This is a genomic window from Oceanispirochaeta crateris (assembly GCF_008329965.1).
Taxonomy (GTDB): domain Bacteria; phylum Spirochaetota; class Spirochaetia; order DSM-2461; family DSM-2461; genus Oceanispirochaeta; species Oceanispirochaeta crateris.
The window spans coordinates 2,651,105-2,674,965 of sequence record NZ_CP036150.1; the positions used below are offsets into that span (position 1 = coordinate 2,651,105).

General features: G+C 44.8%; 17 protein-coding genes, 1 tRNA gene and 1 riboswitch. Of the genes, 9 read left to right on the forward strand and 9 right to left on the reverse strand.

Going from position 1 to position 23,861, the window contains the following annotated elements:
* Positions 1–2 precede the first annotated feature (2 nt).
* The 3 genes from EXM22_RS12015 (at position 3) to EXM22_RS12025 (ending at position 2,239) form a co-directional block, all read left to right on the forward strand.
* Positions 3–76 (forward strand) — tRNA-Pro (locus EXM22_RS12015).
* A 161-nt stretch (positions 77–237) separates the two neighbouring features.
* Positions 238–1,215, forward strand: a complete 978-nt coding sequence (locus EXM22_RS12020; RefSeq protein ID WP_149486758.1) for a formylglycine-generating enzyme family protein — start codon at positions 238–240, stop codon at positions 1,213–1,215.
* 118 nt (positions 1,216–1,333) lie between these two features.
* A complete protein-coding gene (locus tag EXM22_RS12025; RefSeq protein ID WP_149486759.1) occupies positions 1,334–2,239 on the forward strand; it encodes an NAD(P)-dependent oxidoreductase in 906 nt (301 codons plus the stop codon).
* Here EXM22_RS12025 and EXM22_RS12030 read toward each other — a convergent pair.
* A complete protein-coding gene (locus EXM22_RS12030) occupies positions 2,222–3,016 on the reverse strand; it encodes an aspartate dehydrogenase domain-containing protein (RefSeq protein WP_149486760.1) in 795 nt (264 codons plus the stop codon). The genes EXM22_RS12025 and EXM22_RS12030 overlap by 18 nt on opposite strands.
* 194 nt (positions 3,017–3,210) lie before the next feature.
* Between EXM22_RS12030 and EXM22_RS12035 the strand changes: the two genes are divergently transcribed.
* Together EXM22_RS12035 and EXM22_RS12040 are read left to right on the forward strand one after the other, a co-directional pair.
* Positions 3,211–6,357 (forward strand): EAL domain-containing protein, encoded by a 3,147-nt coding sequence (locus tag EXM22_RS12035; RefSeq protein WP_149486761.1) that lies wholly within the window; start codon positions 3,211–3,213, stop codon positions 6,355–6,357.
* 177 nt (positions 6,358–6,534) lie between these two features.
* Complete coding sequence (locus EXM22_RS12040; protein WP_168203478.1) at positions 6,535–9,372, forward strand: PAS domain S-box protein; 2,838 nt, start codon at positions 6,535–6,537, stop codon at positions 9,370–9,372.
* On the opposite strand, the gene EXM22_RS12045 is transcribed toward EXM22_RS12040, so the two are convergent.
* From EXM22_RS12045 to EXM22_RS12055, 3 genes are read right to left on the reverse strand one after another with little or no spacing between them, the layout of a single operon-like run.
* On the reverse strand, positions 9,373–10,431 hold the full coding sequence (locus tag EXM22_RS12045) for a mandelate racemase/muconate lactonizing enzyme family protein (protein ID WP_149486763.1): 1,059 nt from the start codon (positions 10,429–10,431) through the stop codon (positions 9,373–9,375).
* A 1-nt stretch (position 10,432) separates the two neighbouring features.
* On the reverse strand, positions 10,433–11,491 hold the full coding sequence (locus EXM22_RS12050; RefSeq protein ID WP_149486764.1) for an N-acetyltransferase DgcN family protein: 1,059 nt from the start codon (positions 11,489–11,491) through the stop codon (positions 10,433–10,435).
* A 2-nt stretch (positions 11,492–11,493) separates the two neighbouring features.
* On the reverse strand, positions 11,494–12,579 hold the full coding sequence (locus EXM22_RS12055) for a pyridoxal-phosphate dependent enzyme (RefSeq protein ID WP_149486765.1): 1,086 nt from the start codon (positions 12,577–12,579) through the stop codon (positions 11,494–11,496).
* A gap of 149 nt (positions 12,580–12,728) precedes the next feature.
* A riboswitch (cobalamin riboswitch) is annotated at positions 12,729–12,916 on the forward strand.
* Positions 12,917–13,020: 104 nt separating this feature from the next.
* Here EXM22_RS12055 and EXM22_RS12060 point away from each other — a divergent pair.
* Genes EXM22_RS12060 through EXM22_RS12075 form a run of 4 tightly spaced genes read left to right on the forward strand, consistent with a single transcriptional unit; the run spans position 13,021 to position 17,752 of the window.
* A complete protein-coding gene (locus tag EXM22_RS12060; RefSeq protein WP_149486766.1) occupies positions 13,021–13,497 on the forward strand; it encodes a hypothetical protein in 477 nt (158 codons plus the stop codon).
* Positions 13,498–14,424 carry a hypothetical protein gene (locus EXM22_RS12065; RefSeq protein ID WP_149486767.1) on the forward strand — a complete coding sequence of 309 codons (927 nt, stop codon included), beginning with the start codon at positions 13,498–13,500 and terminating at the stop codon, positions 14,422–14,424.
* Positions 14,421–16,382, forward strand: coding sequence for a TonB-dependent receptor plug domain-containing protein (locus EXM22_RS12070; RefSeq protein WP_149486768.1), 1,962 nt, complete (start codon positions 14,421–14,423; stop codon positions 16,380–16,382). The genes EXM22_RS12065 and EXM22_RS12070 overlap by 4 nt, the downstream gene beginning before the upstream one ends.
* Positions 16,379–17,752, forward strand: a complete 1,374-nt coding sequence (locus EXM22_RS12075; protein ID WP_149486769.1) for an LVIVD repeat-containing protein — start codon at positions 16,379–16,381, stop codon at positions 17,750–17,752. Before EXM22_RS12070 ends, EXM22_RS12075 begins: the two co-directional genes overlap by 4 nt.
* Here the strand turns inward: EXM22_RS12075 and EXM22_RS12080 are convergent.
* The 5 genes from EXM22_RS12080 to EXM22_RS12100 form a co-directional block, all read right to left on the reverse strand.
* Entirely contained in the window at positions 17,745–18,458 is a 714-nt protein-coding gene (locus EXM22_RS12080) for an energy transducer TonB (protein WP_168203479.1), read from the reverse strand. The genes EXM22_RS12075 and EXM22_RS12080 overlap by 8 nt on opposite strands.
* A 70-nt stretch (positions 18,459–18,528) precedes the next feature.
* Positions 18,529–19,098, reverse strand: a complete 570-nt coding sequence (locus tag EXM22_RS12085) for an NUDIX hydrolase (protein WP_149486771.1) — start codon at positions 19,096–19,098, stop codon at positions 18,529–18,531.
* A gap of 124 nt (positions 19,099–19,222) precedes the next feature.
* Positions 19,223–20,878, reverse strand: coding sequence for an Ig-like domain-containing domain (locus tag EXM22_RS12090; protein ID WP_149486772.1), 1,656 nt, complete (start codon positions 20,876–20,878; stop codon positions 19,223–19,225).
* Positions 20,863–22,908 carry a transglutaminase-like domain-containing protein gene (locus tag EXM22_RS12095; protein ID WP_149486773.1) on the reverse strand — a complete coding sequence of 682 codons (2,046 nt, stop codon included), beginning with the start codon at positions 22,906–22,908 and terminating at the stop codon, positions 20,863–20,865. The genes EXM22_RS12090 and EXM22_RS12095 overlap by 16 nt, the downstream gene beginning before the upstream one ends.
* A 106-nt stretch (positions 22,909–23,014) precedes the next feature.
* Positions 23,015–23,794 carry a YaaA family protein gene (locus tag EXM22_RS12100; RefSeq protein WP_149486774.1) on the reverse strand — a complete coding sequence of 260 codons (780 nt, stop codon included), beginning with the start codon at positions 23,792–23,794 and terminating at the stop codon, positions 23,015–23,017.
* Positions 23,795–23,861 lie beyond the last annotated feature (67 nt).

Below are 23,861 nucleotides of genomic sequence, written 5' to 3' on the forward strand. Positions count from 1 at the left end.
AACGGGCTGTAGCGCAGGGGTTTAGCGTACGTGTCTGGGGGACACGGGGTCGGTGGTTCAAATCCACTCAGCCCGACTAGTTTTTAATTAACCTGACCGGATATCCGGTCAGGTTTTTTTTTGTCCTGAGAATGAAAATGCCCATAGGAGCAGCAAGCCTTAAGGGAATCTGTCATTCACAACAATTCCACGACTCAATTTCTTGTACTATCTATATATTACTATTAAAGTAATATTATGAATCAGAAGAAAAGCTGCTGTACCCCTTCAAAGAGCTCTACCCAATTCAAAGTACAAGAGTCACTCCACCTCAACCCATCGATCCCTGCAAAAGCATCTAAAGGAAGATTAGATCTCATGGTTGAGCTTCCCGGGGGAACATTTCTGATGGGAACAGACTCAAGTGAAGGATTCCCTGCCGATGGAGAGGGACCCATACGGGAGATTGTGCTAGACCCATTTTTGATAGATACCACCCCGGTGACAAATAAACAGTTTGAACGCTTTGTGAAAGAGACCGGATATATTACAGAATCGGAGCGTTTTGGATGGTCTTTTGTATTTCAAAATCATATCACAAAAGAATCCAGAGAGAAAAAGCAAATCCATAAAGTCCCAGGACTGCAGTGGTGGTATGGGGTGGATCAGGCCTCTTGGAAGAGACCGGAAGGAGCGGGAAGTACAATCAAAGGACGGGAGCAATATCCCGTTGTTCAAGTCAGCTGGAACGACGCGGCAACCTATGCTCACTGGGCTGGGAAGCGTCTGCCAAGAGAAGCGGAATGGGAATACGCGGCCAGAGGCGGTCTTGTCCAAAAGACCTATGTTTGGGGGAACGAACTGACACCTGGCGGGCAGCACATGTGCAATATATGGCAAGGGGATTTTCCAGACATGGATACAGCTGAAGATGGATATTCGGGAACCTGCCCGGTAGATGCCTTTCCTCCCAATGGATATGGACTGTACTCCATGGCTGGTAATGTGTGGGAATGGTGTGCCGACTGGTTCAGTCCTCATTGGCATGTTCCATCCACACGGGATACAAGAATCAATCCCCAAGGTCCTTCTCAGGGAAAAACAAGATCCATGAGAGGCGGTTCTTTTCTATGCCACAAATCCTATTGCAACCGGTACCGCGTTGCAGCAAGAACAAGCAACACTGCGGATAGTGCTGCCGGAAACCTGGGTTTTCGATGTGTCAAAGATTTATAAACATTAAGAATTATTAGATACTAGCTCCACATGGGATGAAAACCTTCAGAGGAATAAAAAAGAACTTGAGATTTTAAACTTTGTCCCTTACAGTCGTATTCATGATAGGAGGAAAGAAATGTTTGAAAGACTTGTAGGCATCGAACCCCTCAGCCTGATCCCTTCTGCAGAAAAAGAATTGAACACATATGCCAGGGAAGTCAAGCTGTACCAGGATATACCGGCCAACACCGATGAAATTGTAAAAAGGATAGGTGATGCCGACGCTGTACTCCTAAGCTATACCTCAACTCTGACTCGTGAAATTATAGAAAGATGCCCAAAGCTTCAATACATTGGAATGTGCTGCTCACTCTATTCTCCTGAGAGTGCCAACGTAGATATCCTTTATGCGGCAGAACGGGGCATCCGTGTCACTGGGATTCGGGATTACGGAGATGAAGGGGTCGTTGAGTATGTAATCAGCGAGTTGGTACGCTGCTTTCATGGTTTTGGAAACAATCCAGATGGAAGCCCGGTCCTGCCCTGGGAGGGGATTCCCCGGGAAATTACCGGACTGAAAGCAGGAATTATCGGTTTGGGAAAACTGGGAGGAATGATAGCCGATGGTCTCAGCCATTTCGGAGCAGACATTGCCTATTTCTCCCGTAGTGAGAAAAATGATGCCAGAGAGAAAGGTTATAACTTCCTGCCTCTGGGAGAATTGCTTGCACAAAGTGAGGTCGTGATATCCTGTTTAAATAAAAACACAGTACTGCTCCATGAGGCAGAGTTTGAACAGCTTGGTGATCGGAAGATTCTGTTCAATGTAGGCCTCTCACCCGCATGGGATGAGAAGCCATTTACACATTGGATAGAAGGCAATAATCTGTGCTACTGCGACTCCCTGGGTGCCCTGGGCTCTGAAAAATATAAGAATCACAAACATGTACGCTGCATGAATGTCTCTTCTGGGCGCACACGGCAGGCATTCGACCGCTTGAGTGAAAAAGTTCTGGCAAATCTTTCAGAATACAATGGGTGAAACAATGTTTCGAAGGGTGTTTACCACACTCCAGCCTGCAATTTGAGGTGTTTTACTGTAAACGTCTATGACCGCCTGGACCTGGTCGTTGTTGACTTCAATGCGGTGCTTATCTCCTACATAATCAGCTGTTGATGTGACCGACACCTTTATCTTCTCTGTTCCGACCGATGCCAGTGCTGCAGCAACGGAAACATTGACTTTTGTAGGAAAAAGATTAATAGCCTCTTTGGCATTTCCCTCGAAGACCTTCCGTCCCTGTTCTTGCAGAGATTCATCATAAACTGGAGTTCCTTTGAGCGAGTTCGGACTTTTTTCTGTATCAAAGGTGACTGTGCACGGACCCATTAGGGAGGCCGTACGCATGACATCAAAGCCTCCGATGGCTCCAGAGGCAAGATAGACACGGCTGTGATTTTCTCTGGCGACCTTGCAGACTTCATCATAAAAAGAGGCGTCAGCGAATGCTCCGATCGATAATGTAACGATAGAGCTGCCATTTTTTAAGGCTGGAAGTGCCAATTCTCTCATCCCCTCCGGAGAAGAAGATTCAACGACATAGTCCGGCTGGAGAGCCAGTAATTCATCAACTGAGTGGCAGGAAGAGCAGGTATAACTCAATTGAGAGTCATTTATCTTTTGGGCAAGGTATTCTGCCTTGTGTATAGACCGTGACATGGTTCCGATCAACTGATACTCTGGTAGAAGACCATCTAGCAGGGCATCTACAACAATCTCAGCAAGGTCACCGCATCCGGCAATCGCCAGTTTTTTCATTCTAATTCCATCCTTCAAGCTTTGAATTGGAAAGACATACTTTGCATCAGCTTAAGCCCTGCATGATAGGAAATGAAATGGGAAAGTGCAAGTCTGAAATTCCGCTTCAAATGATCCTTTTCAGAAGAAGAATGACTACTATAAGCATCGGAATACTTTGAATAACTTTAAGAGTACTATATAATCACCAAAAAATGAAAATCAAATTTAAAAATAACAGAGCCTATAGAAAAATATTCTCGGCCTACTTGATCCTCTTTATCAGTATGTCTCTCATTATTTACCTGGGAATTAATATTGTTCTCAAGATTGAGCTGGAAAAGCACATTTATCAGGAAATGGAGAATTTGACTACCATAACTGCTGAATTGGTGAACTCCTCCTCAAAGCTGACAATCGTCAACTACCTTGAATCGGATGCTCATGGGACAGAAAGAGTTATTTCAAACATCTACACTGAGGGTCTATCCAGAGGACTCTCAGAAGAAGAGATGAAACAAAAGGCTTCGGATTATATACTGAGCCTCTCCACAAGGGAGTCAGGCTACACATATGTTCTTGACAGTCAGGGAATACTACAGGTTCATCCCTTTGCAGAGCTGGTAAACACATCTATCGCTGAATACGATTTTGTACAAACCCAGATGCAGGAAAAGTCAGGATATCTGGAATACGAATGGCAGAACCCGGGAGAAAGTCAAAGTCGGCAAAAGGTTCTGTATATGATAAACTTTGCCCCCTGGGACTGGATTATTTCGGCCTCTGCCTATAAATCAGAATTCAAATCACTCATCCAGATTGAAGATGTCAGGAAGATCCTAAAAGAGGTTGAGCTCGCTGGGAATGGAGACCTTTTCATATTGGACGAAGAAGGAACTTTTCTTTTACATCCCGAGTTCTACGGAAAAAAAATCCAAGACCTCAGCCCTGAAGATAGAGCCGGATTTTCTTTTTTTGACTCTATCCCAATAACCCTGAAAGGATCTATTACTTATGAAGCAATAGACCCTGACGATGGAAATAGAACGGAAGGGATTCTTCTCTACCACAGACTTCCCGAGCTGAACTGGATTGTCTTATCCAGTGTATTATTGGATGATTTTCATAGACTGAGAAACCACACTATCTGGTTCATTTTCTCAATATTTTTAACAGTGCTTTGTTTTTTCTGGATCATCAGCATCAAAATATCGAATAAGCTCTCCAGACCTTTGGATAATCTCATCAATTTTGTCGACCATGCGACTCATACAGAAAGTCCAAGCAGAATTTCTATCTCTGGAAATGATGAATACTCTCAGCTCTCACTTCATATCAACAGATTCCTGGATACCATTGAGGAAGAAAAGCAAAACCGATTTCAAACAGAAGAAGACAACAGGCTATTGGCACATTTTATTAACAACAACCCCTTTCCTGTCATCAGAGTCGCCAGGCAGGGGACAATCCTGTATAAAAACAATGCCGCGGTAGATCTATTATTATTCTGGGATATTCAGGGTAAGGATCAATTACCACAGAACATAATGGACAGCATTACAAGCGTAGAATCTGGCTTTGGTGTCGTTGAAATTAAACAGAAGGATGATTTCTACAATATCTTGATTTCCTATTCAAAGATTCAGGATGCATTCTTTATTTTCATAAACAAGACAACAGACCGTAAAAAAGAGGAATACCACCTCATCATGTCTGAAAGTGTTTTCTTTCATACCATGGAAGGGATCTCCATCACCGACAAACATGGGAACATCGTCAGAGTCAATCCTGCCTTTTCCAAGATAACCGGATATTCCGAAAATGAAGTCTTGGGAAAAAATCCCCGTATCCTCAGATCAGAACACCATGGACAGGACTTTTATAATGACATGTGGGCTAGTCTGGCCTCCAAGGGAGAATGGAAAGGAGAAATCTGGAATAGAAAGAAAAGCGGAGAAGTTTATCCGGAGCTCCTCACAATAAACTCCATAAAAGACAACTCAGGCACAACAAGCCATTATGTTGCCGTGTTTAAGGATATTTCGGAGATTAAGGATAGTGAAGAGAAACTGAGACTTCTGGCCTTCCATGATGCCTTAACGTCATTGCCCAACCGGACACTCTTTCTGGATCGGTTGAAGAATGCCATTGTCCGCGCCGAGCGTGTTTCTGGAAAGCTGGCCATCCTATTTCTCGACATGGATAACTTCAAAAATATCAATGATATTCTAGGACATTTTACAGGAGATAAATACCTCCAGATCATTGCCGAGCGTCTTTCCACTATTTGTAGAGATGAAGATAGCGTCGCACGTTTAGGAGGAGATGAATTCGTTATTCTCATACCAGAAATTGAAAATCAACATGGAATTGCTCAATTAACCAACAGAATACTTAAGGAAATTGAAAAACCTCTGATATTAAATGAGCATAAATTCAAACCCAGTGCCAGCATAGGTGTCGCTTTTTTCCCAGAAGATGGAAAAGATGCTTCAACACTCATGAAAAATGCAGACTTGGCTATGTACAAATCTAAGGAAAATGGAAAAGGGATTTCTACTCTATTCAATGATGAGATGAATAAGCAGCTCAAAACGAAGATTCGCTTGGAAGAATTGCTGCGGTCATCACTGAAGAATAATGAAATGAATCTTGTATATCAACCCAAAGTATCTATCTCAAATCGTGCAATGAACGGGGCAGAAGCACTACTGAGATGGAACAGCAGGGAGCTGGGCAGTATTTCCCCTTCAGACTTCATCCCCATCGCCGAAGAGACTGGATTTATCCTGGAACTGGGAGATTGGGTGTTACAGCAAGCCCTCAGAGATTTATCAGACTTTCAGAAAGTTTTATCCTCTGATTTTGAAATGGCAGTCAATCTATCGGCAAGCCAATTTCATGATAAAAAATTGGTCACCAGGATCGAACAGATCATCCAGACATCCCAGATAAACCCGTCAACGGTCAATCTGGAAATTACTGAGAATATGGCAATGGAAGAATCAAATAAAGCCATAGATATCATCAATCACCTAAAAGAGCTGGGACTCTCCCTCTCCATTGATGACTTCGGAACGGGTTATTCTTCCTATAACTACTTAAAACAATACAAGGCAAAATATCTAAAAATAGATAAATCCTTTGTAGACGAAATCCCAGAAGACAAAAGTTCGGGATTGATTCTGAAAAACATTATAAACCTGGGTCATATCCTCAATATGGAAGTCATTGCCGAAGGCGTGGAAACAGAGGATCAGTTTCATTTTCTAAAATCCAGCAATTGCGATATCATTCAAGGATATTATTTTTCAAAACCTCTCAGCAAAGAGGAATTGATAGCCTATGGTCGAACGGACTGATTGATAGATACTTTATATCAGCAGAAATGTCTGTTATACAGTGTTTTTGTTTAAGATGATCTTTTGAAAATATGTGACTGTCCAGTCGATTGAACCAAACAATTCACAGTATCAAATTATTGGTAAACTTCTGTAAACTTCTTTGAGGACATGATATATTTTCAAAACGGAGTATATATGACGTTCACACTGCTAATTGAAGTTACAACAAATATCTCACTTCTATTGACCCTGTTGTTTATTCAAAATTTAATTTTGAACAAGAACAGCAAAAAACAGAGGTTGAACAATATTCTTCAGGGAATCCTCATCGGATTTATAAGTATTATCATTATGAACAATAGTATTTATGCCCATCCTGAAATGATATTTGATTCAAGAACAATACTCCTTTGTATCACAGGCTTATACCTTGGCCTGATACCTACCTCAATAGCTGCATTTATAGCAGGACTCTACCGTTTTGCACTAGGTGGATCCGGAATGTATGTGGGAATCATGAGCATTGTCATTTCTGCAGGGATTGGGCTACTCGTTGGATTAGCAACAAAAAAGAAACAGTTGGAACCAGGATGGATCTTTAATTTTGTATTTGGATTTGCTGTTCATGCCATCGTCCTCTTGCTGTTTTATCTGTTCCTCCCCAAACCGGACAACCTGATAATCTCAACAGATCTGGCACTCACCTACCTGCTGATACTACCTTTGGCAACTGGGCTGATTGGCCGGATGCTTTCTTTCCAATCAGAATTTAGTAAGTCACGCCAAAAGCTCCAGGAGAATAGTAATCTATTTCACACTCTCTTCCGCAAAAATCATACAATAATGTTCCTTATAGATCCCCAAACTGAGCAGATTAAAGATGCAAATGAGTCTGCAGTAGAGTTTTATGGATGGTCCTATAATGAACTATTAACCATGACACTCAGTCAGATCAATTCTGCATCACAAGCCGAAATTGATACAAGAATCAGAACCTTACAGAATGAAGATCAGCTTGTCTTTAAAACACAGCACAACAGAGCTGATGGTTCTAGACGGGAAGTGGAAGTCTATTCCAATTTAATCCAGATTGAAGGAAAAGAACTTCTGTACTCCTTAGTTCATGATATTACAGACCGGGTCAGTACAGAAAAAAAACTTCAGAAGAGCGAATACCAGCTCTCCCGTGCCGAATTGATGGCCCAGCTGGGTCATTGGGAATTGGATCTGAATGCCAAAAGTTTTAGTGCTTCCCTGGGAGCTCATGAAATATACGGCGTTCCAGATGGTGATCTGGACATGTCTGTAATTCAGGATATACCGCTGAAAGAGTACCGTCCTGCCATGAATAAGGCCCTGGCTGAGCTCATTTCCAAAGATGCTCCATATGATCTTGAATTTGACATTATTAGACCTTCTGATCAAAAGAGGTCAACTATTCATTCTACTGCCCAATATGATAAGGATACAAACACCGTTTTTGGTGTTATTCATGATATCACCCGGTTTAAACAGGCGGAAGAAGAAATCAGAGTAGAAAGAGAGCGTCTGAGGGTCACTCTCCAGAGCATTGGTGACGGAGTCATCACAACCGATAACAATGGAAGGATTCAGATGATGAATCAGGTGGCGGAAAGGTTGACTGGCTGGTCTAATTCCGAATCTTTTATGAAACCCCTGCCTGAGGTTTTTAATATCGTGAATGAATATTCACGACAGCCCTGTCCAAATCCTGTTGAACTTGTTTTAAATACTAAAGGCATAATCGAATTGGCAAATTATACGATGCTGATTAGCAAAGATGGAAGAGAACTAATCATCGCAGATAGCGGTGCCCCTATAAAAGACAACAAGGGAGAGATTATTGGAACAATTCTTGTTTTTCGGGATACTACTGAAAAACAGAGGACCCAGGACCGGATCATCAGAGCGGAGAAGCTGGAGTCACTGGGAGTTCTTGCAGGGGGAATTGCCCATGATTTTAACAACCTACTGGCCGGAATATTTGGGTATATGGAGCTGGCTCAACTTGAAAATACAAATGAGAAGGTGCGGGAATATCTGGACCAATCTGTAAAAGTATATAAACGCACAGTCGATTTAACGAAACAGCTTCTTACATTTTCCAAAGGAAATATTCTCAATCGGAAAATTGGAAATCTCAGTACTGTGATCCAGGATGCAGCCAATTTTGCCCTGAGTGGTTCCATCGTGACCTGTGACATCCGGATTGAAGACAACCTATATCTCTGTAGTTACGACGAAAATCAAATTGGTCAAGTTTTGGATAACCTGCTCATCAATGCCAAACAGGCAATGCCCGATGGCGGAACCATAAAAATCAAGGCCAAAAACCTCACCCTCGATTTACCAAAAAATTTGAATCTGCCCAAGGGACATTACGTAGGAATCTCAATCAGTGATACGGGTCCGGGCATCCCTTCTGATCTCATCCCCAGAATCTTTGACCCCTTCTTTTCGACAAAACAAATGGGTTCCGGACTAGGTTTGGCGACATGCTTTTCCATACTTGAGAAACATGATGGAGCTATCGATGTTTATAGCAACAAAAATGGCACTACATTTACGTTTTACATCCCGGCAGCCCAGGGATTCCTTGAAGAGGATGACCCCTCCCTTCAAAATGATATAGTTGCAGGGGGAAAAATTCTGATCATGGATGATGAACCTTCCATCAGGGTGATTCTGGGAGAATACCTCAAGACAATCGGCTTTGAAGTTACAGAAGCAAGCGATGGTCAGGAGCTATTGGATATTCTCAAAACTGCACACATGCAGGGGATTCAGTATAAAGCAGCCATACTGGATTTAACCATACCGGGAGGAATGGGCGGTGTTGCGGCAGTAAAAGAAATCAGGAACAGGGGCTACACATTTCCGGTATTTGCGACAAGCGGATACTCTGAAGATTCGGTTATTTCTGATCCGGAACAGTACGGATTTACCGGCAGCCTTTCAAAACCATTTAAGATGAAAGATCTTTCTTCCCTGTTAAGCCGATACCTTAAATGATCACAACCCTTTCCAGCCGAAACCAGGTAGTGATGAGGGATACAACCAGCCTTTGTCTAGAATAACACAGTCTTTGGCCGGATCTGATATCAGTCCAATATGGCCATCCAGGTCTGCATAGCGAATATTTTTACGACTCAGGGCAAAGTGAAGTCCGGCGGCAATACCAATGGCAGATTCATCCATGCAGCCTACCATAACCTCGACTCCTGCCGCCCGGGCCACGGCATCGATCTGAATGGCTTCAGAAAGTCCACCCACCTTCATGATTTTGATATTCATCAAATCGATGAGTCCTCTCTTCACCAGATGAAAAGCATCCAGAAGAGAGACAAGACTTTCGTCTGCCATGATTGGCATGGATGAATTCTTGGAAACAACTCCTAAGTCTTCGGGTCTAGCCTTATTTGTGGGTTGCTCTAAGAGTTCAATATCCAAAGGAGCGGATTTCTCCATGAATTCTTTTGTTTCCTCAATGGAATAGCCCTGATTTGCATCAAAACGGATCTGAATCCTGGAATCAAATTTCCGGCGGATAAAAGAAATCCTTTCAATGTCCAACTGAACATCCTGACCGCCCTTAATTTTCAGAATGGAGAATCCGGAATCTATAAATTCCTGAGCTTTTTCCATAGTCTCTTCAATTCCGCAAATCCCGACTGTGATGCTAGTTTTAATTCTCTTCCGGTATCCCCCCAGAATTTTCCAGACCGGCAGATCGGCTTTTTTTCCGATGAGATCCCAAAGAGCCATATCCAGGGCAGCCCATAGACTGAAAAGACCGGGAGTCCTTTTTTTGAGATCATTAACAAGAACAGCCCGACGAAAGGGATCTTTATTCATCAAAAAAGGGATTTCCTCCTGGGCTTTTTTAAAGATAACATCCGCATACTCTCCTGTAACATGAGGATCGGGAGCGGCACAGCCCCAGCCATCCAGGATTCCGGAACTCACTCGAATAAGGATATTTTCTGCCTTTTCAAACCGGCTGTAGGCGACCTCGTAAGGCTCAACCAGATCCATATCTAATTTGTAGACCTCAACAGAATCAATCTTCACATCAGAGTTCCTTGAGAAGAGGAATCAGTTTACCCACCCCATGAACAAGAGGGTCGACGACTGTTCGCTTACACTCTCTCTCCAAATCACGGCAGACCTGGTCAATGTCTTCGGGAGGAATCCCTTCATGGTTCACCGTGACTGCTATGACAGGTTTTTTGGAAAGGAATTCCACTGCATGGATTTGATCATTCAGAGAATCCAAAGCATACCCGGGGAAGCCGTCATATTCCATCCGAAAGGGGGCATGCTGCATGATGATGCCATGAGGTCTTCCTGCTGCCATGATCTCAAAACCTCCGGGATATCCGGGATTCATGAGGCTGCCCTGCCCTTCAATCACGGCATAGTCCATTTTAAGCTCTTTCCAGGCGGACCATATGGCGTGCTCCAGTTCACCACTGACAAAATCATTGAGAAGAGAATCCAGAATAATCCCGTACTTGGCGCCTTGCATCCAGGCGGTCTGGCCTGTACCGATAAGCTCTGCACTCATCCCGGCCTTTCGGATAGCTTGTACCAGAAGCCAGGAGGTGGTCCTCTTACCGATGGCAGAGTCTGTACCTAAAATAGCAATCCGTTTGGATAACACCTCTTCAATTTTTCCGGTAAATGGATGCTTTTTCTTCATATCCACTTTTCTTATATCCCGTAAGACCAATCCTTTATCCTCTGCCAGTTCAAAAATTTCCGGGATATCACAAAGAAAATCATGCAGACCTGAATCGATATTCAAACCCTTCCCCAGGGCTTCAAGGACTGCTTCGGCAACGTGAGAATCCATAACACCGCCATCGGTAGCAATGCCGATAACAAAATGGGTCAATTTCCTGGAACTCTTTTCAGCTAGATTCAAGGCCTCTCCCAAGTTGGCAACAATAGGGATTCCCGATGCCTTACGATCTAACACCTGGCCTGCATCCTGACCCGCGAGAGTACTGTCGATAAGGGCAACAACATCATATCGATCCGTAAAACGTATAAGTCCGTGAGCCGTTTTTCCATAGGTTGAGGCAAAAGCTCCTTCGCAATAAACAACGGCATTTCCATCTAATGACATATTCACCTCCGTCCTGTTATAACAGCCACAAAACGATCCCCGGACAAGGGGAACTTGTTATGATATTTAATAAGCGCAATCAGTCCCGCCGTTGATGCAGGCAACACAGAAAGGCCTTCATTCATCTTTATAAAATTGGCATAGTAAGACATCTTTCTATCACTGCCATCTCCAGCCCATCCACCGGAGCGATACACCGCATCCAGAGCCATGGTTCCATCAATGGAATGCCAGTTGATGAGGGGTTCATTCACAAGAGATTCCTTGATGCGGGAGGGTTCAAGATCCTCACAACTCTTAAGTCCTTTCTTAAAGGACGCAGTAATTGGATTCTTATAAGAACTCGATCCAGCAATGATCTTGGGAATCCGGGATGTTTTACCCCGCCTGTAAAGCTGCTGGAATCCACGGTAAATCCCCGTAATGGTCGTTCCATTGGAAACAGGAACAGCAACAATAGCCGGAGCATCCCGCAGTTCATCATAGATTTCACTGGCAATTTCACTATAGGCTTTCAATTGAAGGTTCGTGTTAATTCCCCCCGGATTGGCATCATAGAGCTCTTTTTCCAAGGCATAACTGCTGGAAATTTTTATGGCCTCCTCATAATCCGCCCCATCCCGGATGATCGTGGCTCCCCACTTGAGAATCTCAGCTTCCCTGGGGATATGATAGGTTTTGGGGACAAAAATGCAGGTATTCAATCCAGCCAGGCTGGCAGCAAAAGCAACGGCGACACCGTAGTTTCCACAGGTCGCGAAACAAAGGGTATCATACCTGCGTCTCAGGGCATCTTGAACCTGGGCAAAGGCAATCCGGTCTTTTTGTGTTCCCGATGGATTTCCCCCCTCAAATTTCAGATATATTTGTCTTAAGCCAACTTCTCTCTCGATATTTCGAGCCCTGAGGAGAACCGTATCACCTACTTCAGAGGCGATAATATCTTCAAAGGCATCCAGCCTCTGTTCCAGATCCATATCATGATTGGAACTGGCACTGATCAGCTCACTGATCTCTCCTGAGACCTGTAAGAGGTTTCCCTGGGCATCATCGGTCATGGGATTTATATTGTTTTTGTCATCTTCCATTGCTGTGAAGTATAAGAGGAATCTCTTAAAAAACTACTCTAATCCTGATCTATTTATGCAATACTTCTGAATAATTATAGCAGTAAATGCAATAGACTGAACAAATGGAGCTGTGAGTAAATCTTTACAATAGAATCACAATATTTTTATAGATGGGACATGTAATCCCGTATTCAATGAATACATCAATATTTCAGAGGAAGTAAGGTTAAAAGCCTTCACGGACCCGCCACTGTAAGGGAGCGAGACCGACTGCGAAACCACTGGTGTGAATACACCGGGAAGGGCAGTTCGGCAGGCCCCGAGTCAGGAAACTCTGGTATTGAAAATTAGTATTTCAGGCTTCGTGGAATAGGCCGGGAAATATGCCCTAAAAGTAATAGAATCCTTATTACCTTAGCGCTAATCCTGTCTTTCTTCCAGCCGCAACAGGAAGGAAAAATGAAAAATCTTAAGCATCTGTCTCTCTTTTTAATGGTTCTCCTTGTGATGACCGGGTTTATGTCCTGCGAATTGATTGGTAAAGATGATATCGCGATTATTGGGGAATGGGATACAACTTCTGACTCTGGAAGTGGAAGAATCATCTTCACAGATTCCTCGTATGAAAACTACTATAATGGTGAGCTTTCATATACAGCAAAGATTGTCCACTCTGATAATTATAACTGGAATGGAGAAGAAAGCGGAGAAGGTTACTATGGTTACCTGGTCATCCAATTCGACAATCCCCCCTCATGGAATACTACAATTGAAAATAAATTCGTAGTCCTCCGATGGAAAAATTTCATTGAGGGAACTTCCATGGACTATAGTGAAGGATACTTAGAATATTTTGATACCGCCGATGAGGCGATTGAAGGTGCCACTGCAGCTAATGGATTTTTTGGTACATACACAACGGTATCCAAGCTCTAAATGTTTCTTCGAACCTGTAAAGCAGCCCTTTTTGGAGGGCTGATTCTTCTATTATTCAGCTGTGATAACTCCACGTCTCTTTCACCATATGCACCGGATGATACAGAAGAAAGGAGCTGGCAAGAAGTAATAGCATCAGACCCCTCCTACCCGGACAATGTCTACCTGACCAATTTTGTTGAATGGACACCTGGTATCGTGGGAACATCACGGCAGGGTGGCAACTATACCGACAGCGAAGGTCGTCCTCTGGAAGAGTTTACCCTGAATGCCCTGGGTCCTCCCGAAGGATCGGGCTCAGGCACCAGCGGAGACGGCCTCACCTGCCCCCTGGGAATCAACGGCTGGGGAGTCTGGGAGTTTGACTCCCGATATGTCATCGTAAATGGAGAGGGAGATGACTTTATCACCTTTACCAAGACCTTTGCCTGGGGCAGTTCTGCCAACGGACTATGCAGTGAGCTGGCCCATGTGGAGGTTTCCGAGGATGGAGTAACCTGGTATGCCCACAACGATGAAATCTATGACACAAACGATGACCCCACAACAAATAACTCAAATTACATCTACGACAATGTGAACAATCTCCATGGCAATGCACCGACCTGGGCCAACTTCCGCACCGATATCCAGGCCGAGAGCCTTGAAACTCTGGACGACGTGAAACAATGGGTGGAGGTACCCGGTGTCACTGTGAGCCGCTACTTTACGGCGACAGATGATTATCTGGGCGGGATTGCTTTTGATTTAGAGGACTTTTACAATGGTGAGGATCAATGGCCTTCAGATGGTAAAATGAAATATCTGAAAATCATTGACGACGACACCATACTGGATGGACAGGACTACAACAAGGACTGGTGCCTTGGTGCCAACCTTATGTCGGCCATGGGGATCAACACTGAATTAGCGGAAGAAGATAGTTGAAACCTTGTGCCCTGCTGATGATAGGAATGCTCCTCACTCACCCTCTTTGGGCACAGGAATCAGCAGAATCTCCCCAATCTGAAAAAATTATCATCACAGGAGAACGGTCTCAAACGGATACAGCCTCGGGACAAAAGACTGTGATTGATAAAGAAAGCTGGGAGAGGATGGGAGCCAGAACCGTGACAGAAGCCCTTCAGGTATCCCCTGGAGTCACTGTCAACCGATCGGGAACCACCCTGGAACCCAGCACGGTCAGCATCCGCGGCAGCAGCGGCCAGCAGGTCCTCATCCTCGTTAACGGCGTCCCCCAAAACAGCGGCAAAGGAAATGCGGTCAATCTGAACTCCTTCTCCCTCAATGATATAGAGCAGATAGAAGTAATCCGCGGCGGCAATAGCGCCGTCTATGGAGAGGGAGCCTTCGGGGGAGTCATCAATATCATCACCCGGCAGGAAACTTCCTATATTCCAGAAGGAGGAGTCTACTTCTCCGCAGGGTCTTTTGAAACTTATGGCGCCGGCGGATGGATAAAGGGACCCCTCTCACCCGGCGGGACCCTCACCGGGGATCTATCCCTGGACGGCCGTTATACCGGGGGAGAATACGATTATCCCCAGGCAGAAGGAAGCCAGATCAGAACCAACAGCCAGGGCGAAGCCTTCAACGGAAAGGCTGGATTGTCCTGGAACCGGGGAGGGATGGATAGTTCTATCCTGACCCTGGAAGCAAGCCTCTACCGCAGCAGCCGGGGTGTCCCGGGAATCATGGAATTTCTAACCCCCGAGGCACAAATGGAGGAATCCCGGGAAAGCGGATCTCTGGGATGGGTCTTAAAATCCCCCTCCTACAAAAAACTGACTCTGGATACGGAAATTTCTGTACTCCACCAAAGCAGCAGCTACGAAAACCCGGCAGCCTCCATTGAAGACAATAACGACAACCTCTCTCTCAGGGGCAGGGTTGACGGGTCCGCCATATTTGAGATGGACTCCTGGGTCCTGACTCCTTTTTTAGGAACGGTTCTTGATCTGGAGAGCCTGGAATCCACCAGCCTGAGAAGCAGTAATGGGACCTCTCTTCCCGGAAAGGCGGAGCAGTTCAGCAGCGCCTTGTATGCCCGGGTAGAAGCTTCAAATGCTCTCATTTCACTCACTCCTGCCCTCCGTTGGGATCAGAACAAGACGGAATACAAGGGATGGGAAGTGAGGGAAGACAGCAAGGGGTCCTGGTCTCTCACGGCAACTCTGACTCCCTTCCCGGAAGAGAAGATCAGCCTGAAAGGAAATGTGGGGACCGCCTACCATAACCCCGGTTTTGATGACCTTTTCTGGAGCAGCGGCTCCTTTGCCTCGGGGAATCCCGATCTCCTCCCCGAGGAGAGTTTCAATTGGGACAGCGGCCTCTACTACAGCCCCTGGGGAGGAGTGGAGCTCTCAATCATATACTTCCAAAGTCACACGGAGAATCTGATTCAGTGGTCTCCCACTGCCGGAGGAACCTGGCGGCCCGGCAACATTGGCATGGTGCTCTCACAGGGACTGGAGAATACACTATCCTGGCTGATTCCCCTCCAGCAGAAAAGCTTGAGCTTTATAGAACTCAAGGGAAACTATACCTGGATGACCGTCCGGGACCAAACTGCAGACTCTATCAATAAGGGAAACCAGCTGCCCTACCGTCCCCTTCATGCCGCCGATGGGTCCATCTCTTTTCTTCGTAAAAATAGTAGTCTCACTGGAAGCATACACACCATGGGGTACCGTTTTACAAATGCTGCCAATACCAAATACCTCGATTCACTGCTCACCTTCGACGCCGTATTCAAGACCAGTCTTGAGAAGGGATTCACTTTCACAGCAGGTGTTCTCAATCTGGGAAACCTTCAGTATGTGGATAAGCTGGGGTATCCCGTTCCCGGAAGAGAATGGACTATCACTGGAGGATATAACTTTTGAAATTTTTCTGCCTGAAAACACTCAAGACCGATTGGACTCTCATTTTATCAATGGGGACCATCTTTTTTCTCAGCCTTCTGTCCTGCTCCCCTGAAATAGAGACAGACTATCAGGAATTCTACAACAAGAATTATGATGAGATCCTATTTATTCTCAATGGAGACGCCGAGACCCTCAGTGCCTACAGCCCGGAAGACCTGAAAGTATACAAGGACCTTCAGACCGTCGGTCACAACGGCAGCAGCGAAGCCTGGCCGAATGATCTGCTGTCCCTGGACGATGGTTTATATGCGGTCAGTTCCGGTCAAAATGTAATTGAAAAATATGACAGCAGGACCTTGGATTATGAAGGAAAAATCTACCTTAAAAATGGATTTAATCCTCTGACCCTCTGCCTCCTGGGAACAGAAGGGCAGGCTGCCATCGCAGGATTTGAAACTGATGAAGTCGTCCTGGTGAATCTGAATGATCTCTCCATGACATCCGGTTTTCTAGACGTTTATGAAAGCTCTGAATCCATAACGGACACAAATGCAACAGGAGACAATTACCAGCGCAGCCCGACGGGCATCGCCGCGTCAGAGAGCACCCTGTATGTGAGCAATGTCCGCTACGATGCCTCCATCCTCCTCACCGATGATAATGGAGACGTCATAGAATACGACGGAGCAAATGCCCGGGCAGCAGGAAATTTCCGGGAAGGAACACTCTCGGTATTCTCTTTATACAGCGGAAAAACTTCGGCCACCCTGGTCAGGGAAATAGACCTGGATGGGCTACTCAGTGATGAAACAGGGACATCCTATTACCCCGGTGACGGATTGAATCCTCAGTCCCTGTTTATCCTGGAAGGAAAGCTTCACATCGTCTGTACCGGGACCAACGGCGGAGAAGCACGGTATTATACTGAAGGCGAATACATCCCTTCAGTATATAACGAAGGTGATCTTGTGCCCGGAACCGATCCGGACGACGGGGTCATTCTTGTCATGGACCTGACTGACCCCGAGAATCCGACTCTGGATAATGTCATTGAGATTGGCGGCTCTCCTTCGGGATTCCGCTATTCCGCAGATACTGACAGGAAGATCCTCTATTTGGCGGGAGTCGGCGGTATACAGTCCTACGACTATGAAGCAGAAACCGCGCTCAGGGATTCATCTAACCCAATACTCGCAGGATCTGATCCCTCCAGTGACTACTACTCCCACCTATTTTACAGGGACGATATGATCTATATATCCAATTATTCGGAGAATAAATTGAACCGTATCCAGGTAATAGGCAGCGGGAAGACCCCGGTTTATACCCGTTTAGAAGATTTGCTGTGCGGAGACGGCCCAGGGGCCATGGCTTATTACGTTAAATGAGGCGGAAGGAGAATTCCTTCCTGACCCGGAGAGGGTCTCGGCCCTTCGGAAAACGCCAATGCTTTTTGACAGTTGTTAAAACACTCTGATCCAACAATTCGTGTCCTGAGCTTTGATCTATAACAATATCTTCTGCCCGGCCCTTGCTGTTGATTGTAAATGTAATCAAAACATCCCCTTCCCAAGCCATCTGCTTTGCCATAGAGGGATAAACAGGGGCAGGCATTCGGGACCCTTCCAAATCCAGTTCATCCAGGAAAGGCTCTAAAGCACCAGAATCAAAGGCCGTTGGAGCCGTGGTATTCCCGCTGCCTGGTTGAACCTCCAATAAAGCTGCACTATCCGATGCGTCCATGATTTCTTCTGGTTCTGACGGCGTGGCCAAGTCAGCCGGAGTGTCAGGAAATGAAGAAGCCTCTACAGGAGCCGGAACCTTAGCTTCCGGGGGAGCCGGAGGGATTTCTTGAATGATGGGTACTGTTTCAGAAACAACAGAATGCTCTTTGGAAAGGACAGGACTCTCTTCTTCTGCAGACTCTCTTTCTATAGATAGGAAATTAACTTTCACCCTCTGATTTTCCATGGAAGTCACTACGGGCCCGGGAGGATTGAGTCGTACGATAAGTGCTAGTAAAACCACATGGAGGCTGAGTGAAACCAGGAGAGCTCTGCCAATGGGTTCCCGGAACCAGAACTGAAAAATCATTGTATTAATATAGCCTGAAAAAGGGTTAAAAAGGAAGATTCCTGGCATAAGGATACAAAAATAATGGAATTCAAGTCTTAGGATAGAAAGCTTCAAAATATTTCATTTTTTCCACCATCCTACAAATAGAGTCACTGTTATTCAGCATACTCACATCCTCGATTGGTACCCATTTCAAGTCTTTGGATTCTTTACTGATTGAAAGAGATTCATTTGAGTCTGCAGTAAAAAGAAAGCGGATGTCAAAGTGGAAATGCTCAGCTTGTCCCTTATGCTCGGGAATGAGATGAGCATCAATATCGTAGATATTTTTATGAAGGAATTGAACTGACTTTAAACCGGATTCTTCCTTTGCTTCCCGATATGAGGCATCAAGAGGACTCTCCCCTTCCTCAGCATGGCCTCCCAATTGAAACCACTTGTCCAGTTTGGCATGGTGAGTCATCAATGCCAGTTCACGATTTTGATTCACGATCCAGGCAGAACCGGTGAAGTGTCCCGCTCTTTGAGCTTTTGTCAAAGAAGGATCACCCCGTAAAAATAACTTAAACAAGGAAACTGAATCCTGTTCATCCTTATAGCTTTTCAGATAAACATTTAACATCGTCTCAATTTCATAGGCCAATTCCATTTTTTTCATGGTCTCAGAATATCACAGAACTCAGTCCCTTCAAGAGGGGTATTGTTTTGAAGAAAATGCCTTGCACATGATTCCCATGCAATTTATGGAGAGGATAAAACAGGGAGCCGAAGCTCCCGTTGGTTTAAAATCTGGATTTTGGAGAATAGAAATAACTCGCAAAGTAACGAGTTCCTGTTGGATCTAAGGCACTGTCATATAAATACACAGCCCAATAATATTTTTTCCCCAACTCCAATGAAAGATCATCAATGTTCACAGAGGGAAGGCGTCTCATATAGACATCAGCCTTATTTGAAACAGGACCAGGAACATTAGTCAGAGATGAAGGCGACAAGCCATAATAAATGGCATAGTATTTATCAGGGGCGTGAGTCCAAGCCAAATCACCGGAAAAAGTGCTGCCCGCTGATGGGAAAAAAAGAACATCAACCTTATTACTGTAAGGATAGATCAGATAATCAAGAGAGTCGGTAGCACCCGACCAATTGCCTGCCGCATCGGCCCCTCTGAACTGAATTGCGGAAACCCCGTATTCCAGGGATGGTTCAGACTTCCCCAGGACATAAGCTTTCCAGCTTCCGTTGTTCACCGAGTACTGGAACTCACTCACACCACCCGATCCTGGAAAAAGAGAGAACTCGGGAGAATTATCGCTGGTAATTCTCACACCATCTTCAATGATACCATCGTCTGCTTCTAAAGTGATTGAAGGTGTACTCGGAGCAATGGTATCTCGCATTACAGGTCTTGAAACCATAGCCGAGTTCCCAAGAGAATCTGAGACAGTCACTTCTATCATGTAATCAATAGCATCTGTATCCGGAATAACAGTCGTTGAACTACTAGTGGGAGAACCAAAGCTAATGCTTCCCGACCCGGATGTTTGTGCCCAGGAATAGGAAGAAACTCCCGATCCATTGTCACTGGCATACACAATGGCCTTGGGTCCCGTCCCGCTACTTTCGTGCGCAGAGTTGAAATAGAGAGTCGTGGATGAAATACTCAAAGTAGGAGGAAGGTTATCAAAAATAGTATCGGCCGATTCAATATTAGAAACATTAGCCGTTGCCGATTCATTAACGAGTTTATCCCGGAACTTAACGTAGACAGAAGTAATACCATTTACCTGGTTAACAGAAAAGTCTGAAACCCTCTGAGGACTCTCTGTTATTTGAACCCAGCTATCTGAGGACTGAAGGGCCTCCAGATTGTTGCTGATGGAATAAAATGTGGCCCCTTCTGAGTAAATGTCCACATCCACGATGCCATCCTTGGTATAATCTTCCAAAATATCAGCATACCCTCTCGGGGCATCATTGGTATTAAAACTCCAGCTTTGTTTATCTCTCAGAGTACTGCCGTCAGTTCCTTTTATACCCGGTTGAATCTGGACCTGATATGTAGTCAATCCATCAAAATAAGGGACAGCTGTGATTGTCAGAATATTGGTTGTTTTATCAAAGGTATACTGAAGACTCTTGGAGTCAGAGCTCTCTCCGAAAGGAACCCCATCCTCATCGATGACAGACACGACTTGAGAAAGGGTGGTATCACTTATGGCCCGGTCGAATTCAATCCGAATATTCTCTCCGGGATTTACATTCAGTGCATTTTCGGAGGGTGAAATATCAAGGACCTCCAGGTAAAGGCCATTGGCGACTTTGACATCATCTTCCAGTTTTCCCAAGAGATCTGATACTGGATCACGGCAGGCAACGGCCATCAACAGTATGGTCAAGAGCAAAAGAGTGGCTTTAGTTTTCATTCTTCGGTCCATTCATCTACCTCCCGGTTCTGAGCCGATGACGCTCTGGCGGCACCGACTGTACCCAGATGCATCAGCCCCTGAGCTGCCTCAGGATTGATGGCAGCCAATGTGGCCAATGCAGAATTGGCAGTATTATAATCCTCCAGTTCAGAACTAACCATGGCCAATCCCGTAAGGGCCTTCTCACTATTCGGTTTTGCATTCAAAGCCCTGGCATAGTATCGGGAAGCCTCGGAAGCATTCTTTTGCAGATAAAAAATATTTCCCAAATTGATCAAGCTCGGATAGAAATCCTGTTCATCAACGACTCTCTGGAACCAGGTCAATGCTTCATCAAGAAACCCATAACGGGCATAGGTGACTCCCATCTTATTGTATAGGATATGAGATTTCCCTTCTTTACTGATCTGCTGCTCAATCATAGCCAGCTGAGTACTCAATTCCTGTCTCAGAAAACGTTTTAACTCCCTGTTATGCTGCTCCAACACCTCAGCCGGTGCAGGAAGATAGGCAATACCGCTGGATTCAAATTCAGCAGCGGGATAGGTCTGCCAGGCTTCCCGGACAGGGTAAAACTCATATTGCCCCTTATTTTCCCTGATTTGTCTTGCACCAGTTTGCCAGGAAAGGAGAAAACCACTGTCAACCAGGGTGACTTCTACAGGAAGCCATACATTATCATTGATAAATAGAAGATCATTGGCACCCGGAAATCTCCGCCGGGCCTCATGTTCCTTCATATCCAGTTGATACGCAACATAGATGTGGCCTGGTATGGTGATAAACGCTGCAGGAATCCCCGATGCTTCAAGCATGGAAGCATAAAGAACAGAAAGATCATCACAATCTCCGCCTTGGGAAATCAGGGTCTGCTGGGGAAATTGAATGTAATCTACAGCTGTCTGATCCTCAGAAAGTTCCACATAGGCTGATGAAGGATCAACGACGTAACCGAGACCGTAAAGGTTCAAAGATTCAAAGAGGCCCATTCCGATCTGAAAATTCTTGTCCAAAGAACTGATTGCTTCATTTCTGATTCTTCCAGAAAGACTCCTGGAATAACTATAAACAAGAGGATTATTGGCTGTAACAAAACTAGCAGCCTTTCGATCATCATCCCATGTCATGGCATTCTTATTATTGATATGGACAGTCAGAGGGATAGATTTTGAATACTCTTTTCCATAATACAAGTATTCAACCTTAACTTCACCCGCGACCTTAAGGCCCTCATTGATCTCAAAAATTTGATTTGTGAACAGCCCCTGAAGAGACACTGTGGACGTTTCGCCCTTCAGCATCGTAGCAATAATTTCATCAGAGTACTTTGGCTGCTCCATATACTGGGGAACAAAAAAACTTGTCCGAATATTGCTTATTTTCTCAGAAGAGTTATTGATGATCTTCAACTCTCCCAATGGATTTTCATCGTACCAGGTATAATAAAGGGGATAGATTTCATGAGTATTGGGATTGAATTGCAGTTCTGCACCACGATTTCCAACCTGGAAGTTATACCCAAGCCCCAAAGAGAGGCCTACGGTCTGATAAACTGTCCCGGCAGAGGATTCCCCCTGTATGTATTTTGCACCTAATCCCAGATTAACCGCAGGAGAAAGACGGAATGTTATATCCGTCCCTCCAACATAATAAGGGAAGAGAGTCGAGATTCCCTCATACATGGCATAAGAACCACCTCCACCAGCCCAAATTCTCAAAACCGATCGGGGAAAAGGAGTCAGTTTTACCCCTGCATTAACCCCAAAGTTAAAAAGGTTGAGTGACGTAGAACCTTCCTTTATAGGAAGTATGTCATATTCAAGTTGTGGACCAAAGTGCAAATAATTTAAGTTATCAAAATTGAATTCACCCTCCAGAAGGGCACCGCCTCCCAAGGAAAAGAACCCAGTATCCTGTTCTGTTGACGGTCCCAGAGGAACCAACAGGGTAGGTTGTGTTAAGAGCGTAAATGGAGCGTCTGCGGTGAGGGAAGCCAAAATCAAACATGAAAAGAAAAAGAAGAAATATACTTTTTTCATAATGAAATCCCGTTTATTTATATAATATAAGTTTACATCATATAATTGGATTCACAATAAAAAGATAGAACATTCTCACAAAGATTACATATTTACTATCATATACCTACCTTTGGGCTCCCCTAATAAAGATCCAGTTCTGATCATCACTCAAGCTTTCAGAGAACTCATAGTTGTTGACCTTCATCTTTCTGATTTCTTCGGGTTCTTCCGTCTGCTCTAACAATAAATGCCGAAGCATTGCTCCCCGGGCAGCTTTGGCATACATGCCGACCGTCTTCAATCCACCCTCGCTTTCTTCTCTGAAATGGACTGTGATCATCGGCCTGCCCAGGTTTGTAGAGTCAATGATACGGGAATATTCTCCCGAGGCTAGATTCAGAATGAAGGAATTCTTCCGGGCCAGACTTTCATCCTCTGTTAGAAATTCAGTTACCCTCTTTTTCCAAAAAACAGTGAGGTTTTTGTCCGCGCCCACAGAGAGGGCCGTCTTCATCTCGAGTCTGTAGGGAGAAATATGGTCTAGGGGTCTGAGGCAACCATACATCCCAGAAAGAATTCTCAGATGTTTCTGACCATAAAGGAGGGCCTCCTCTGGAAGAGTCTCTGCATCAAGGGAGAGAAAGGAAGTCCCGCTATAGGCATAAATGGCACTCTTTTTCTGAGCCGAATGAAAGCTGGAGATGTACCGCTGAGTCTGCTCCGAAAGTGATAGGCTCATTTTCATTAGTACCGCCAGTCCTTCTTTTGAGTACTCGGAGAGGAGGCCATTGAGCCTAGCGGCTTCCTTTTGAAATGGGGGAGTATGATCCGAGTTCAAAACCTCATTTTTGGGAGAAGACTCTGAAAAGTTCATTTGTTTTGTGGGAGAAAAAATAATGATCATTTGACTGCAAAAGAATCCTTTATAGGGAATGATCAGAGTTTACATCATCCTCATTGGATGGAAAAGT

What these genes read in the sequence shown, in the direction of transcription:
- EXM22_RS12050 (WP_149486764.1), bottom strand. Translation starts at nt 11,491, where the DNA reads ATGTCATTAGATGGAAATGCCGTTGTTTATTGCGAAGGAGCTTTTGCC.
- EXM22_RS12060 (WP_149486766.1), top strand. Translation starts at nt 13,021, where the DNA reads ATGAAAAATCTTAAGCATCTGTCTCTCTTTTTAATGGTTCTCCTTGTG.
- EXM22_RS12025 (WP_149486759.1), top strand. Translation starts at nt 1,334, where the DNA reads ATGTTTGAAAGACTTGTAGGCATCGAACCCCTCAGCCTGATCCCTTCT.
- EXM22_RS12090 (WP_149486772.1), bottom strand. Translation starts at nt 20,878, where the DNA reads ATGGACCGAAGAATGAAAACTAAAGCCACTCTTTTGCTCTTGACCATA.
- EXM22_RS12035 (WP_149486761.1), top strand. Translation starts at nt 3,211, where the DNA reads ATGAAAATCAAATTTAAAAATAACAGAGCCTATAGAAAAATATTCTCG.
- EXM22_RS12030 (WP_149486760.1), bottom strand. Translation starts at nt 3,016, where the DNA reads ATGAAAAAACTGGCGATTGCCGGATGCGGTGACCTTGCTGAGATTGTT.
- EXM22_RS12055 (WP_149486765.1), bottom strand. Translation starts at nt 12,579, where the DNA reads ATGGAAGATGACAAAAACAATATAAATCCCATGACCGATGATGCCCAG.
- EXM22_RS12085 (WP_149486771.1), bottom strand. Translation starts at nt 19,098, where the DNA reads ATGAAAAAAATGGAATTGGCCTATGAAATTGAGACGATGTTAAATGTT.
- EXM22_RS12065 (WP_149486767.1), top strand. Translation starts at nt 13,498, where the DNA reads ATGTTTCTTCGAACCTGTAAAGCAGCCCTTTTTGGAGGGCTGATTCTT.
- EXM22_RS12100 (WP_149486774.1), bottom strand. Translation starts at nt 23,794, where the DNA reads ATGATCATTATTTTTTCTCCCACAAAACAAATGAACTTTTCAGAGTCT.
- EXM22_RS12040 (WP_168203478.1), top strand. Translation starts at nt 6,535, where the DNA reads ATGACGTTCACACTGCTAATTGAAGTTACAACAAATATCTCACTTCTA.
- EXM22_RS12095 (WP_149486773.1), bottom strand. Translation starts at nt 22,908, where the DNA reads ATGAAAAAAGTATATTTCTTCTTTTTCTTTTCATGTTTGATTTTGGCT.
- EXM22_RS12080 (WP_168203479.1), bottom strand. Translation starts at nt 18,458, where the DNA reads ATGATTTTTCAGTTCTGGTTCCGGGAACCCATTGGCAGAGCTCTCCTG.
- EXM22_RS12020 (WP_149486758.1), top strand. Translation starts at nt 238, where the DNA reads ATGAATCAGAAGAAAAGCTGCTGTACCCCTTCAAAGAGCTCTACCCAA.